The following is a 14,598-nucleotide window of genomic DNA, read 5'->3' as shown; positions in this document are numbered from 1 at the left end:
ATGATAATTTAAAAAACTTACAGGAAAAGAGGAATGAAAATGGCACAGTTATGGGGCGGACGGTTTACAAAAGAGACCGACAAGTTAGTGTATAATTTTAATGCATCCATCAGCTTTGATCAGAAATTCTATAAACAGGACATCAAAGGCAGCATGGCACACGTAAAGATGCTGGCAAAACAGGGCATTCTGACAGAAGACGAAAGAGATCAGATTCTGGAAGGACTGGAAGGCATTCTTGCCGACGTAGAGAGCGGAAAACTGAAAATCACCAGCGAGTATGAGGATATCCACAGCTTCGTGGAGGCAAACCTGATTGACCGCATCGGAGATGCCGGAAAGAAGCTGCACACCGGAAGAAGCCGCAATGACCAGGTAGCCCTCGATATGAAACTTTATGTCCGCGATGAGATCACCGAGATTGATGCACTCGTCAAAGAGGTGCTGGTAACACTCGAAAAAATCATGGAAGAGAACATTCACACCTATATGCCGGGATTCACCCATCTGCAGAAAGCACAGCCGATCACACTGGCACATCACATGGGCGCATATTTTGAAATGTTCCGCCGCGACAGAGGCCGCCTTGCAGACATCTACAAGAGAATGAATTACTGTCCGCTCGGTTCCGGTGCGCTGGCTGGAACGACGTATCCGTTGGACCGCGCTTACACCGCAGAGCTGCTCGGCTTTGACGGCCCGACCTTAAACAGCATGGATTCCGTATCCGACCGTGACTATGTCATTGAGCTCCTCAGTGCTCTTTCTACGATTATGATGCATCTTTCCCGCTTCTCCGAGGAGATCATCATCTGGAATACCAATGAGTATCAGTTTGTGGACATCGACGACGCATACAGCACCGGAAGCAGTATCATGCCGCAGAAAAAGAATCCGGATATCGCAGAGCTTGTTCGAGGAAAAACAGGCCGCGTTTACGCAGCTCTGATGTCAATGCTCACCACTATGAAGGGAATCCCGCTGGCGTACAACAAAGATATGCAGGAGGATAAAGAGCTGACCTTCGATGCCATCGACACCGTAAAAGGCTGCCTGGCTCTGTTCAATGGCATGCTTTCTACCATGCGCTTCAAAAAAGACCGCATGGAGAACAGTGCAAAGAACGGTTTCACGAATGCAACGGACGCAGCTGATTACCTTGTTGGAAAAGGCGTTCCGTTCCGCGATGCACATGGCATTGTCGGCCGTCTCGTTCTGTACTGCATTGACAAAGGAATCTCCCTTGATGATATGAAACTCGAAGAGTACAAAGCGATCAGCCCGGTCTTCGAAGATGACATTTACGATGCGATCAGCATGAAAAACTGCGTGGAGCGACGCAATACGATCGGCGCGCCGGGAGCAGATGCGATGCAGGCTGTCATCGAGCAGAATAAAAAATATTTACAGGAAAATTGAAAAAACAGTTGCAATTTTGAAAAAATTGGTATAGTATGACATGAGACGCACAAATGTACGCCACAGAAGAACAAGGAGATGAAACCAATGGAGCAGAAATTGAGAGTAGGAATTTTAGGAGCAACCGGTATGGTAGGACAGAGATTTATTTCTCTGCTGGAGAACCATCCGTGGTTTGAAGTTGTGACCCTGGCAGCAAGTCCGAGAAGTGCCGGAAAAACATATGAGGAAGCAGTCGGCGGACGCTGGAAAATGGATACTCCAATGCCGGAAGCAGTGAAAAAGCTCGTTGTGATGAATGTAAATGATGTAGAGCATGTGGCATCTACCGTAGATTTTGTATTTTCCGCTGTTGATATGTCGAAAGATGAGATCAAAGCGATTGAAGAAGCATATGCAAAGACCGAGACACCGGTTGTTTCCAACAACAGCGCACACCGCTGGACACCGGATGTGCCAATGGTAGTGCCGGAAATCAACCCGGAACATTTCGATGTCATCGAGTTCCAGAAAAAACGTCTGGGCACCAAGAGAGGATTTATTGCGGTAAAACCGAACTGCTCCATCCAGAGTTATGCGCCGGTTTTAACTGCATGGAAAGAGTTTGAGCCGTATGAGGTTGTTGCAACCACATATCAGGCAATTTCCGGAGCAGGAAAAACCTTCAAAGACTGGCCGGAGATGGAAGGCAACATCATCCCGTTTATCGGCGGCGAGGAAGAGAAGAGCGAGCAGGAGCCGCTTCGTATCTGGGGTAAAATCGAGAACGGCGTGATCGTAAAAGCAACCGAGCCGAAGATCACCTGCCAGTGCATCCGTGTACCGGTATTAAACGGACACACCGCAGCTGTTTTCGTTAAATTCCGCAAGAAACCAACGAAAGAGCAGCTCATCGAGAAACTGGAGAACTTCAAAGGCCTTCCGCAGGAACTGAACCTCCCAAGCGCACCGAAACAGTTCATCCGCTACATGACCGAGGATAACCGTCCGCAGGTAACCCTGGATGTCAACTACGAGAACGGCATGGGAATCAACGTAGGCCGCTTAAGAGAAGACACCATCTACGACTGGAAATTCGTAGGCCTCTCCCACAACACTGTCCGCGGCGCAGCCGGCGGAGCTGTACTGTGTGCGGAGACACTTGTTGCTAAGAAATATATCAGCGCGAAATAAGAATTATAAATATGTGAAAAGAAACGCTTGTTGTCCCAGGGCAACCCAGTTGATCCGCAAAAGGGCAAAGTCACTGATCCTCTAGCCGTTCGCTAACAGATCACCGACCGCCCCTTACCCCGATCATCAGCCCGGACACAAGCCGGAGTAATTGAAAAACAACAAAATGAAGACCTTGTAACCATAGAAATGTGGTTATGAGGTCTTTTTTTACGTTAAATATCTACGAGAACCGGAGGAAAAATGTATGATAAGGAAACCGGAGAAGATCTGTCGGAGAATTATAGCAACTATTTAGGCGCTCAGATCGGATATTCCAGTGATGAGATAACCACGATACACTCATATACATTTTCAGAAATATACAAAAAAGAAGCGCCATACGGAAAATCCCGCGGCGCTTCTTTTCTGCTCAAATAATTCTATTTACGCAAGTATTGGCTAACTTTAGAATTTGCCAGCTTTTGCTGCCTCTTCAACAGCTACAGCAACAGCAACAGTCATACCAACCATCGGGTTGTTTCCTGCGCCGATCAGACCCATCATCTCTACGTGAGCCGGTACAGAAGAAGAACCTGCAAACTGAGCGTCAGAATGCATACGTCCCATTGTATCGGTCATACCGTAGGAAGCAGGACCTGCTGCCATGTTGTCCGGGTGAAGAGTACGTCCTGTACCACCGCCGGAAGCAACGGAGAAGTATTTCTTGCCAGCTTCGATACGCTCTTTTTTGTAGGTACCTGCAACTGGATGCTGGAAACGAGTCGGGTTGGTGGAGTTTCCGGTGATGGAAACGTCAACGTTCTCTTTCCACATGATAGCAACACCTTCGCGAACATCGTTAGCGCCGTAGCAGTTAACTTTCGCACGCGGGCCGTTGGAGTATGCTTTTCTGTATACTTCTTTCAGCTCGCCGGTGTAGTAGTCATACTCGGTCTCTACATAAGTAAAGCCGTTGATACGTGCGATGATCTGAGCAGCGTCTTTTCCAAGACCGTTCAGGATAACACGCAGAGGTTTCTGACGTACTTTGTTTGCTTTCTCAGCGATACCGATAGCACCCTCAGCAGCTGCGAAGGACTCATGTCCAGCCAGGAATGCGAAGCACTCGGTGTCCTCTTCCAGAAGCATTTTGCCAAGGTTACCATGGCCAAGACCAACTTTACGCTGATCTGCTACAGAACCCGGGATACAGAAGGACTGAAGTCCCTCACCGATAGCTGCTGCAGCTTCAGAAGCTTTACGACATCCTTTTTTGATTGCAATAGCTGCGCCTACTGTGTAAGCCCATTTTGCATTCTCGAAGCAGATTGGCTGAATGCCTTCGATCATTTTGTATACGTCGAGACCAGCGGCTTTTGTAACTTCTGCTGCTTCTTCGATCGAGTTGATTCCGTACTCAGCGAGCTTAGCCAGAATCTGTTTCTCTCTTCTTTCATATGATTCAAATAAAGCCATTTTCCTATCCTCCTAAATTATCTGATTACTCTTTTCTCGGGTCAACGATCTTAACAGCATCAGCAACACGTCCGTACTGTCCGCTTGCTTTCTCGAATGCTGTGTTTGCATCATCGCCGGCTTTGATGAAGTCCATCATCTTTCCGAAGTTGATGAATTTGTAACCGATAATCTCGTCATCCTCATCCAGTGCGATACCTGTTACATAACCGTCGGTCATTTCAAGGTAACGAGGTCCTTTTGCAAGGGTTCCGTACATAGTACCAACCTGGGAACGAAGTCCTTTACCAAGGTCTTCCAGTCCGGCACCTACAACCAGTCCGTCCTCGGAGAATGCACTCTGGCTTCTTCCGTAAACGATCTGAAGGAAGAGTTCTCTCATTGCAGTATTGATGGCATCACACACAAGGTCAGTATTCAGAGCCTCAAGGATGGTAAGTCCCGGAAGAATCTCAGATGCCATAGCTGCAGAATGAGTCATTCCTGAACATCCGATGGTCTCAACGAGAGCTTCCTGGATAACGCCCTCTTTTACGTTCAGAGTCAGTTTGCAGGTACCCTGCTGCGGTGCGCACCAGCCAATACCGTGAGTGAATCCGGAAATGTCTTTGATCTCTTTTGCTTTTACCCATTTTGCTTCCTCCGGAATCGGAGCTGCACCGTGATGCACGCCCTGGGTAACCGGACACATCATTTCTACTTCGTGTGAATAAGTCATTGTTAAACTCCTTTCAAATATGTACTTATTTGAGCTTTTGTCTTTCGAACGGACCGTTTCCAGCCTGTTCACAGACCTATGGTTATTGTCTCACAAAATTGGCCATTCGTCCAGCCTATTTTGATAAAAAATTGCAAAGACCGCCGAAAAACGATAAAATTTCCGGCGGTCTTTGCAAACGATCTGTTTGATTTTCTTGCGATAAAACAAAATATTTTTAATTATCAGATTTTTTGATAATTTCCTTCGCATTTTTAAAGATATGACCCGACGGGATCACACCGCGGACGCAGGATAGCGGGTAAATGTTGGAATTTCTTCCGACAACGGTTCCCGGATTCAGCACGCTGTTGCAGCCGACCTCAACCTCATCGCCGAGCATCGCACCGAATTTTTTCAGTCCGGTTTCGATCTGCTCATCGGCGCTTTTGACAACGACAAGCTTCTTGTCGGATTTTACATTGGAAGTAATGGAACCGGCACCCATGTGCGCTTTGTAGCCAAGAACAGAGTCACCGACGTAATTGTAGTGCGGAACCTGTACTTTATTAAAGAGAATGACATTTTTCAGCTCGGTGGAGTTACCAACGACAGCGCCCTCGCCGACGATGGCATTTCCGCGGATAAAAGCACACTGGCGGATCTCCGCGCCTTTTCCGATGATGCATGGGCCGCTGATGGAAGCGGTCGGTGCGATACTGGCATCTTTTGCGATCCAGATATTTTCACCGCGTTTTTCGTATTCTGCCGGATCAAGCGTCTCACCGAGTTCAAGAATAAAGTCCTTGATGAGCGGAAGCACTTCCCATGGATACGTTTTGCCTTCAAAGATTTTTGCGGCAATGGTCTGGGTTAAATCATAAAGTTCAGAAATGGTTGCATCTTTCATGAGTGATTCATCCTTTCTTTTTTCTGTTCCTGTTTATCTTACCACATTTCAGGTGTTCTGTGCGGTCTTTTTTCTGTTCGAAGAAGACTTTGCAGAAGAGCTTCTTGAAGACGTGCTTTTTCCGGCACCGGAACGTGTGGAAGAGGCTTTTTTATAGTACGGCGCAGACGCATCAAAACTGCTCTTTAACTGGAACTGGTTCCGCATCTGCTTTACATTCACGGTGTGGCGTGTTACAAAGTTTTCCAGTTTTCCCATATATTCCTCAGAGGTAATGGATCCCTCCGCCACATAGGTGAGTCCCTTTTCCCAGCTTGCTGTCAGCTCCGGGTTCAGAAGCGGGCGGATGGACTGGTGGACGACGTCATAGATCATTTCACCGAGCTGCGTTGGTGTGATGACCTGTGTCTTTTTGTTCAGCGCGAGATACTTGATAAAGACAAGCTTTTTTAAGATCTCCGCACGCGTTGCACTCGTTCCGATGCCGCTTCCCTTGATCTGCTCACGCAGCTCCTCATCTTCGATGAGCTGTCCGGCATTCTCCATCGCAAGGATCATGGAACCGGAAGTATAACGCTTCGGCGGGGAGGTTTCGCCCTCTTTAATTGAAAGGCCGAGCAGGTTTAGTTCGCTGCCTTTCTTTAACTGGGACAGCGCGACAAGAAATGCGGGATCGCACGTTGTTTCCTCGTCCTTTTTTCCGTCCTCGTCCTCATCCTTTTTACGGAAGAAGGAGTAGTGCATTGCTTTTAAGTAGCCCTCTTCCACGAGAACACGGAAGTTGGAAAAGAACTGTTCGCCGCCGATTTCCGTCACAAGCGCGACCTTCTGATAGACGGCCGACGGATAGAAGATGCTAAGAAAACGGCGGACAATCGTTTCGTATACTTTGGCGGAAAGCTCCGAAAGATTCCGCAGATTGCCAAGGCCCTGTCCGGTTGGAATGATTGCGTAGTGGTCAGTGATCTGTTTATCATTCGTATAACGGGTGGAACCGATCTTTTTCCAGCTCTCGCCCTGTAAAATTTCATCCGCAAGACCGCGGCAGATGTTGTACTGCTGCAGGCCGCGCAGGTTCTTGCTGATTTCCTTTGCAACGGCAGAAGAAAGCACACGGGCGTCGGTACGCGGATAGGTAACCAGCTTTTTCTCGTAAAGCTCCTGGACGACTTTCAGTGTTTCATCCGGGCTGATTTTGAAGAAGCGGGCACAGTCGTTCTGCAGCTCCGCAAGGTTGTAGAGCAGCGGCGCATTTTTATTCTCTTTTTTCCGCTCCATTTTCAGAACGCGCGGGATCAGAGGATTCTGTGCTTTTAATTCGTCAATCAGCTTCTGTGCGTCTTCTTTTTTCTGGAATCCATTCTCCTTATAGAGAAGCGGCGAGTTAAAATAGCGGCTTTCTTTAACGGCACGCCATTCGCCTTCGAAATTCCGCCCGTTAAAAGAAAGACCGGCGATGACACGGTAGAACGGTGTTTTTACGAAACTGCGGATTTCGCGTTCGCGGCGCACGACCATGCCGAGCACGCATGTCATGACACGGCCGACGGAGATGGACTGGTATTTGGTGCCGAGATACGATGCGACGGCGTTTCCGTATTTTAACGAGAGAAGACGGGAAAAGTTAATGCCCATCAGGTAATCTTCTTTGGCACGGAGATAAGCGGAAGCTGAGAGATTGTCGTATTCGCTTTCATCCTTCGCTTCGCGGATGCCGCGCAGGATTTCTTCTTCTGTCTGTGAATCAATCCAGACACGTTTCTGCTTCTTGTCTTTGATACCGGCCATCTGTGCGACGAGGCGGTAGATATATTCTCCCTCGCGCCCGGAGTCGGTACAGACATAAATGGTCTCGATATCTTCCCGGTGGAGCAGGCCGCTCACGATGTTGAACTGCTTTTTTACTTCCGGGATTACTTCATATTTAAAGTTTTCAGGCAAAAAAGGCAGGGTCTCAAGACTCCACCTTTTTAACGCAGGATCGTATTTTTCCGGGTAGCTCATCGTAACCAGGTGGCCGACGCACCAGGTTACGATGGAAGTTTCCGACTCCAGATACCCGTCCCTGCGCTGCATATTCTGTTTTAATGCTTTTGCGAATTCCTGAGCGACGCTCGGCTTCTCCGCAATGTATAAGGATTTTGTCATTTATCTGCACTCATCATTCGAAGCGGCCAGGCAAGGAGCAGTCCGCCTCCGATCATATTTCCGATAGTTACAATTACCATACTTTTCAGCGCGGCGGTAAGAGAGATACCGCCCGGAACGAGAAGTGCGGCGGTAACGAAGGTTGCCATATTGGCAATGCAGTGTTCGAAACCGGCAACAACGAATCCGGAGATACAAAGTATGATCATGAAAAATTTCGCAACTTCATTTTTGCATTTCATGCCGCAGGCAACGGCAAGGCAGACAAAGAAGTTGCAGAGAATGGCGCGGAAGAACATTTCTCCCACAGGAATGGAAAGTTTGTTCCCAATAAAGCCCGCATAGTAATCAGCGGTGCCGGAAGCGCCTGCCAGTACGAAAATCACGGAGAGGATCAGACATCCGACGAAATTTCCGATGTAGCTGACGAGCCATACTTTTCCAACCTGCGTCCACGATACTTTTTTATCGAAGGCACCAAACGCCATGACAAGATTGTTTCCGGTAAAAAGCTCTGCGCCGATGAACACGATCAGAAGAACCGCGATAGCAAACACGATACCGCCAAGCAGCTTGCCCCACGCAGGATCGGAACCCTGGAAGACATTGCCGACTACGTTGGAGAAGATCATGGCAACGACGATAAAAAAGCCTGCCATGACCGAGCGGAGAAAGTATTTTCCAGGCTGTTCTTTCAGCAGCTTCGCCTTGTTTACCGCTGCCTCTGAAAATTTTTGTACGTCATCATAAGGCATATGTTACTCCTTTCTTATGCCCCGCGTGCAGCAGGGGACATATCCCCGTTTTTTGTGTCCTGGGGATGGCCATTATTCCCGGGACACTTTGTGGAACGGTCACCGGGTTCGCTCTTTCGACTTTGGCTATTATATCATCCCCGGGGAAAATTCGCAATGAAGGAACGCGAAAAAACTGCATTTCCGCAGAAATGTCAGAAAATGGAAGAGAAAGTAACACATTGTATGAGAATGAGAAAAGAAATTAAGATTGGAGATTTGTCCTATTTTTCTGGCGTTCTGTCATACGATACCAGACAGGAAGCTGATATAATAAGCGCATGGATCCTGAAAAATATAAGAAGGAGAGAACGACATGATTACATTAAATGGAACATGGCAGATGAACTGCAAGGGGGAAGACTCCTGGCAGGAAGGACAGGTGCCGGGAACGGTTTACACCGATCTGCTTCGCAATGGACAGATGAAAGACCCGTATGTAGGAGAAAACGAGGATGAGGTGCGGGATCTTTCCTACAACGATTATACGTACCGCAGAACATTTAAAAGAAGCCGACGTAATCTTCTCCGACAACTTCTTCGATCTGCTGCCGGGCGAGAGCCACGTGATTACTGTGGAAGAAGTACGGTCAGCGGAGCACATTGACGTGAAGACGATAGAAGAGGAATTGATTGTCTTGAGTAATTACCAAATTGGAAGAGAATAGCGTAATTTACTAAAAAGGTCTGAGCAAAAATCGAGTTGATGTAGTGTAATTCGATTTTGCTCAGACCTTTTGATTATTTTAGAAAAAAATATTATATTGAGAATTTTTTGACTTCTTCCGAGGTAAGATCAATTAGCTTTTTACCATGCTTTTTTGCATATCGAGACAATTCCAGCAGATTTACATGGATGGAGACTGTGCCTATACAGTCTATCAGGGAGGAACTACTGCATAGGGTGGTTTCATTCGTGTAATTATGTGCAACAATTTATTGGATTGCTATAGAATTATGGAATTAAAATCGACGCTATTGTAGAAATAAAAGAAAAAATTTGAAAAATTTTAAAAATTACCGTTGACAAATTGAGAGAACAGTGCTAGAATCTATAAATGTCAGCAGGATATAAGCGCTGACGAAAAACAAGATATGGGATCTTAGCTCAGCTGGGAGAGCATCTGCCTTACAAGCAGAGGGTCATAGGTTCGAGCCCTATAGGTCCCATACTTATCAAAAATTACATATGGCGAGATAGCTCAGTTGGCTAGAGCACGCGGTTCATACCCGCGGTGTCGAGGGTTCGAATCCCCCTCTCGCTACGTCAGAAACTCCTGTGTGAACGGGAGTTTTTTTGCATCCTGAAATACTTACAAAAATCGAACAGATGATTTCTTTTTGAAGGTGGATATTGTATAATGAGAAAAGAATATAAGTACAGAGGAGGTTTTTCGTGAAACTATTTCATTTATCCGATCTTCACATTGGAAAGCGTGTGAATGAGTTTTCCATGATCGAGGATCAGAAATATATTTTAACGCAGATTCTGTATGCAGCAGATCAGGAAAAGCCGGATGGGATTCTGATTTCCGGGGATGTGTATGACCGAACGATTCCGACGGCAGAGGCGGTGCAGGTGTTTGATGCGTTTCTGACCCGGCTTTCGGAGCAGAAAATTCCGGCTTTTATCATCAGCGGTAATCACGACTCGGCGGAGCGTCTGGCGTTTGGATCGAGTCTGATGGGGAAAAGCGGCATTTATTTTTCAAAGGTATATGACGGAACCGTAGAAAAGATTCCGATGCAGGACGCATATGGAACGGTCTGGATTTACCTTCTTCCATTTTTACGGCCGTCGACGATACGTCATGCTCTTCCGGAGCGTGCGGAGGAGGTGCAGTCTGCGGCGGACGCTGTGCGGATTGCGCTGGAGCAGACCAAAATCGATGAGAAGGAGCGGAATGTGCTTCTTGCGCACCAGTTTGTGACAGGGGCGAAGCGGTGCGATGCCGAAGAACTGCAGGTCGGTGATGTGGATCAGATACCGGCAGAACTCTTTGCTTCGTTTGAATATGTGGCGCTCGGCCATATCCATAGTCCGCAGAAAGTCGGCCGCGAGACGGTGCGCTACTGCGGTGCACCACTTAAATATTCGTTTTCCGAGGCGGGTCAGGAGAAGTCGATTACCGTCGTGGAATTAAAAGAAAAAGGCAGCGTGGACCTTCGTACGATTCCGCTGAAACCGCTCCATGATCTCCGGAAAATCCGCGGAATGTATCTGGAAGTGACGGCGAAATCATTTTATGAGAACAGAGACTGCGAAGATTACCTGCAGGTGACCCTGACGGATGAAGAGGATGTGCCGGACGGCATGGCAAAACTTCGGACCATTTATCCCAATCTGATGCGCCTCGAATATGATAATAAACGAACGCGGTCGAATGCAGAAGTCCGTGCGGCTGAACGTGTGGAGGAGAAGTCAGAGCTGGAGCTGTTTCAGGAGTTTTATGAGCTGCAGAATAACCAGTCGATGACAGAGGTGCAGGAGCAGTTTGTAGAAGAACTATTGCGGGGGATGAAGGAATGAAGCCAAAGAAATTGACCATCAGCGCATTCGGCCCGTACGCGGACCGGATGGATCTGGATTTTACACAGCTGGGCGGCGGTGGATTATATCTGATCACAGGAGATACCGGCGCGGGAAAAACGACAATTTTTGATGCGATCACGTTTGCACTCTACGGCGAGGCGAGCGGTGAAATCCGGAAAGGGGAGATGTTCCGCAGCAAATATGCGAAACCGGAAGTACGCACCTTTGTAGAACTCACCTTCACATACCGCGGAAAAGATTACACCGTAAAACGGAATCCGGAGTATCTGCGCCCGAAAGACCGCGGCCAGGGGATGACAACAGAGAAGGCGAATGCAGAGCTGATTTTCCCGGACGAGCGGCAGCCGGTCACAAAAAGTACGGAAGTGACCAAGGCAGTAACGCAGCTTCTTGGATTGGATCAGCGTCAGTTCCGGCAGATTGCCATGATTGCGCAGGGCGATTTTCAGAAACTTCTCCTTGCGGGGACGGCAGACAGGAGCGAAATTTTCCGAAAAATGTTTCATACGGAAATTTATCAGGAACTGCAGAACCGGCTGCGGGATGCGGCGAAAGCGCGGTGGAAAACGTATGATGAGAAAAAACGGAGCATCAGCCAGTATCTCGAGGGGATTGTCTGCCCGGAGGATGCGGTGTTTCAGAAAGAACTTGCAAAGCTGAAAAAAGAAAAATTTGACGGAGAGGTGATGCGCGGCATGGAGCTGCTGGCGCTCTGCATCGAGATGGATCAGGAGCGCCTTTCCAGGCTGGAAGAGGAGCGCAGTGCACTGGGAACGCAGATGGAACAGCAGAACCGGCTGCTTGGAAAGGTAAAAGAGAGCCGGAAGCGGCAGGGGGAAAAAGCCCAGAAAGAAAAAGAACTGGAGGAGCTGATCCCGGAAGAGGCGGAGAAGAGGCAGAAGAGCGAACAGGCAGACCGGGAGGCCTCTGTCTGCAAAGAACTGGAAGCACAGATCCGCACAGGGCAGGAAAGCCTGGAACTGCTGCGGAAGATGAAACAGGAAAAAGAGGAACTTCTGGAACGGCGAAAGGAACTGCAGACGGCAGCGGAAGAAAAAGAAGGGCTGCGAACGGAGCAGGAACAGGCAAAAGCGCAGATTACAGAACAAAAAGAACAGGAAGAAGCACTTTCCAGAACGGAGACGCTTCTGGCACGGGCGGAGCAGAAAGAGACACAGGTACGGGAACGGCTTGAAACGATGACATCCTACCGTGAGGCGGTTCTTGCGGCGAATCAAAAGGCCGCAGTTCTGACCGAAGAGTTAAAGCATCTGCAGGAGCAGGAAAATGCGCTTTCGGTTCAGATGGAAACGACGGCGGTGCGGCTGGCAGAAAGACAGGATGCTGCCTTGCAGGAGGAAAAATGGCGGCAGGCAGGAAAAGAATTTTCACAGCTGCTGAGAAACTGGACGGCAGCGGAGAGAGAGTGGAAGGAGAAGCAGGAGGCGTATCGAAAAAGTCTGGAAATCAGAAATGATGTGCGGGAAACATATCAGGAGATGGAAAGGCTGTTTCTGGATGCGCAGGCGGGGATTCTTGCAGAAAATCTGACAGAGGGAACCCCGTGCCCGGTCTGTGGATCTGTGCATCATCCGGCACTGGCAAAAAAGGCGGAGCATGCGCCGGACAAAGAAACACTGGATCAGAAAAAAGAAGAACTGCAGAAGCAGAATGAAGTGACCGCGGCATTAAGCGAAGCGGCGGGAAACTTCGGAAGACAGACGGAAGCGGCAAGGGAAGAACTGGCACGGCGGATTGCCTGGAGAGCCGCTGCTCCGGCAAGGACAAAAGAAGCACCAGCGGATCAGAAATGCCAAAAAGAGCAGGAACGTCTGGCACAGCTATCAGAAGAGCAGTTTGCACAGGCTGCCAAGGAAACAGAAAAACAGCTTGCATCAGAAGAAAAGCGTCAGAAAACGCGCCGGGAAGAATATGCGGCATATGAAAAACAGCAGCAGCAGGAACAGAAGCAGCGGGAAAAACGGAAACAGGTGATGGCAGAAAAACAGGCAGAGATTGGCCGGCTGGAAGGAGAAAAACAGACGTTTTCTGTACAGTTGGAACGGAAAATAGAAGAGATCTTAAAAACTGCGGCGGAAGATCAGAAGGCCGATGCAGGACAGCTGCAGACAGCTAAAGACAGATTGGGTACTTTTCAACGGGAACCGGAAAAAGAAGAGAGGCTTCAGCAGCTGATGCTGGCGGCATTGGAATGTGAAAAAGCTCTGAAGCAGGAGAAAAATCAAGTTTCGATACGTAAAAAAGAGCTTCTTGCAAAACAAAAAGAATGGAAAGCCCTGAAACGGATCATTCAGACTGGGACAGAGCAGATGGAACAGCGGGAAAAAGCCATTCACGAAAAAGAACTGCTGGAAACAAAAGTAAGGGAAATGGAAAAAACGCTGCTGGAAAAGATCGGGGAAAAAGAAGCACAGCTTGCTGGAAAAGATGAAACACAGCTGCGGACCGACATTTCCCAGTGGAGTGCGAAAAAAGCGCAGTTAGAGCAGGCACAGCAGGAAGCCCAAAAATTGTTCGACAAGGTAAAAAATCATCTGATCGAAGTGCGCGCAGCCATTGCAGCAATCCGTTCCCTCGAAGAGACTGCAGAGACAGAAGATACCCTTCCTTCTGAAACAGAACTGCAGGAAAAAATTGCAGAGCTGACAGAGCAGAAACGAAAGATTGATCAGAAACACAGCGAACAGTACCATGCGGCGAATACGAACCGGGCCATATATCAGGCAGTGCAGAATCAGCAGAGCCAGATGCAGGCAGTGGAAGAGGAGTACAAATGGGTACGCGCACTCGCTGATACGGCTGGCGGCACTCTTGGCGGAAAGCGGAAAATCGAACTCGAGACGTACGTTCAGATGGCCTATTTTGACCGGATTCTGCGAAAAGCCAATCTCCGCTTCCTGACTATGAGCGGCGGGCAGTATGAACTGAAACGGCAGGAGGACGGTGCAAATAAAAAAGAAAAAGCCGGTCTGGATCTGAATGTCATCGATCATTATAACGGAACAGAGCGCAGCGTCCGTACTCTCTCCGGCGGTGAGTCCTTCCAGGCATCGCTTTCACTGGCACTTGGCCTTTCTGATGAAATCCAGTCGTACGCGGGAGGGATCCAGCTCGATGCGATGTTTGTGGATGAGGGCTTTGGTTCGCTCGACGAGGAGTCTCTGAATCAGGCAGTCAAGGCACTGGAGGGACTTGCCGGCGGAAACTGTATGGTCGGCATTATCTCCCATGTGCCGGAATTAAAAGAACGGATCGAGAAAAAGATCGTTGTGACAAAAAACAGAAGCCGTGACGGTGTGGGAAGCACAGCGGTGATTGAATAAAAGAAAAATCGCAGAAATGGTTTCCTAAATTTCTTGTCAGATGGCAGATGCAATGGTATAATAAGGGGCGTTGGACTTAAAAAGAAAGCGTGCAGCGAGTT

Annotated in this window: 10 protein-coding genes, 2 tRNA genes and 1 pseudogene; 8 read left to right on the top strand and 5 right to left on the bottom strand. The window is 48.4% G+C overall.

Features of this window, described 5'->3' with window-relative positions:
• Nucleotides 1-39: 39 nt before the first annotated feature.
• Entirely contained in the window at nucleotides 40-1,419 is a 1,380-nt protein-coding gene (argH, locus tag DW915_RS02935; protein WP_118741550.1) for an argininosuccinate lyase, read from the top strand.
• A gap of 87 nt (nucleotides 1,420-1,506) precedes the next feature.
• Nucleotides 1,507-2,592 (top strand): aspartate-semialdehyde dehydrogenase, encoded by a 1,086-nt coding sequence (gene asd, locus DW915_RS02930; protein WP_055217704.1) that lies wholly within the window; start codon nucleotides 1,507-1,509, stop codon nucleotides 2,590-2,592.
• Between the two features lie 447 nt (nucleotides 2,593-3,039).
• Here the strand turns inward: asd and DW915_RS02925 are convergent, their stop codons facing one another.
• From DW915_RS02925 to DW915_RS02905, 5 genes are all read right to left on the bottom strand, one after another.
• Nucleotides 3,040-4,050 carry a GGGtGRT protein gene (locus tag DW915_RS02925; protein ID WP_055217706.1) on the bottom strand — a complete coding sequence of 337 codons (1,011 nt, stop codon included), beginning with the start codon at nucleotides 4,048-4,050 and terminating at the stop codon, nucleotides 3,040-3,042.
• 25 nt (nucleotides 4,051-4,075) lie between these two features.
• The gene (locus DW915_RS02920; RefSeq protein WP_055217708.1) at nucleotides 4,076-4,768 is read right to left on the bottom strand and encodes an iron-sulfur cluster assembly scaffold protein; all 693 of its coding nucleotides are present in this window, start codon (nucleotides 4,766-4,768) and stop codon (nucleotides 4,076-4,078) included.
• A 217-nt stretch (nucleotides 4,769-4,985) separates the two neighbouring features.
• Nucleotides 4,986-5,657 (bottom strand): acyltransferase, encoded by a 672-nt coding sequence (locus tag DW915_RS02915; RefSeq protein WP_055267582.1) that lies wholly within the window; start codon nucleotides 5,655-5,657, stop codon nucleotides 4,986-4,988.
• 48 nt (nucleotides 5,658-5,705) lie between these two features.
• Nucleotides 5,706-7,805: a DNA topoisomerase gene (locus tag DW915_RS02910; RefSeq protein ID WP_118741522.1), complete on the bottom strand. Its 2,100-nt coding sequence runs from the start codon at nucleotides 7,803-7,805 to the stop codon at nucleotides 5,706-5,708.
• Entirely contained in the window at nucleotides 7,802-8,560 is a 759-nt protein-coding gene (locus DW915_RS02905) for a formate/nitrite transporter family protein (RefSeq protein WP_055217715.1), read from the bottom strand. Before DW915_RS02905 ends, DW915_RS02910 begins: the two co-directional genes overlap by 4 nt.
• Nucleotides 8,561-8,915: 355 nt before the next feature.
• Here DW915_RS02905 and DW915_RS16530 point away from each other — a divergent pair.
• The 6 genes and pseudogenes from DW915_RS16530 to DW915_RS02875 form a co-directional block, all read left to right on the top strand.
• Nucleotides 8,916-9,104: pseudogene (locus DW915_RS16530) on the top strand (glycosyl hydrolase 2 galactose-binding domain-containing protein); the annotation flags it as partial.
• Nucleotides 9,055-9,267: a glycoside hydrolase family 2 protein gene (locus tag DW915_RS16525; RefSeq protein WP_118741520.1), complete on the top strand. Its 213-nt coding sequence runs from the start codon at nucleotides 9,055-9,057 to the stop codon at nucleotides 9,265-9,267. The pseudogene DW915_RS16530 and the gene DW915_RS16525, both read left to right, overlap by 50 nt.
• A 429-nt stretch (nucleotides 9,268-9,696) precedes the next feature.
• Nucleotides 9,697-9,769, top strand: a tRNA-Val gene (locus tag DW915_RS02890).
• A 21-nt stretch (nucleotides 9,770-9,790) separates the two neighbouring features.
• Nucleotides 9,791-9,864, top strand: a tRNA-Met gene (locus DW915_RS02885).
• A gap of 131 nt (nucleotides 9,865-9,995) precedes the next feature.
• Nucleotides 9,996-11,129, top strand: a complete 1,134-nt coding sequence (locus DW915_RS02880) for an exonuclease SbcCD subunit D (RefSeq protein ID WP_118741519.1) — start codon at nucleotides 9,996-9,998, stop codon at nucleotides 11,127-11,129.
• Nucleotides 11,126-14,497: an AAA family ATPase gene (locus DW915_RS02875; RefSeq protein ID WP_118741518.1), complete on the top strand. Its 3,372-nt coding sequence runs from the start codon at nucleotides 11,126-11,128 to the stop codon at nucleotides 14,495-14,497. Before DW915_RS02880 ends, DW915_RS02875 begins: the two co-directional genes overlap by 4 nt.
• The last annotated feature ends 101 nt before the right edge of the window (nucleotides 14,498-14,598 follow it).

This window comes from Blautia sp. AM42-2 (assembly GCF_003480245.1).
Classification (GTDB): domain Bacteria; phylum Bacillota; class Clostridia; order Lachnospirales; family Lachnospiraceae; genus Fusicatenibacter; species Fusicatenibacter saccharivorans.
Note: the sequence above shows the minus strand (reverse complement) of the source record. Positions and strands in the feature narration are given on the sequence as shown.

Excerpts from the sequence above, each read along its gene's own strand:
- DW915_RS02875 (WP_118741518.1), top strand. The coding sequence starts at position 11,126 with ATGAAGCCAAAGAAATTGACCATCAGCGCATTCGGCCCGTACGCGGAC.
- DW915_RS02915 (WP_055267582.1), bottom strand. The coding sequence starts at position 5,657 with ATGAAAGATGCAACCATTTCTGAACTTTATGATTTAACCCAGACCATT.
- DW915_RS16525 (WP_118741520.1), top strand. The coding sequence starts at position 9,055 with ATGAGGTGCGGGATCTTTCCTACAACGATTATACGTACCGCAGAACAT.
- DW915_RS02925 (WP_055217706.1), bottom strand. The coding sequence starts at position 4,050 with ATGGCTTTATTTGAATCATATGAAAGAAGAGAGAAACAGATTCTGGCT.
- DW915_RS02910 (WP_118741522.1), bottom strand. The coding sequence starts at position 7,805 with ATGACAAAATCCTTATACATTGCGGAGAAGCCGAGCGTCGCTCAGGAA.
- DW915_RS02905 (WP_055217715.1), bottom strand. The coding sequence starts at position 8,560 with ATGCCTTATGATGACGTACAAAAATTTTCAGAGGCAGCGGTAAACAAG.
- DW915_RS02920 (WP_055217708.1), bottom strand. The coding sequence starts at position 4,768 with ATGACTTATTCACACGAAGTAGAAATGATGTGTCCGGTTACCCAGGGC.
- argH (WP_118741550.1), top strand. The coding sequence starts at position 40 with ATGGCACAGTTATGGGGCGGACGGTTTACAAAAGAGACCGACAAGTTA.
- asd (WP_055217704.1), top strand. The coding sequence starts at position 1,507 with ATGGAGCAGAAATTGAGAGTAGGAATTTTAGGAGCAACCGGTATGGTA.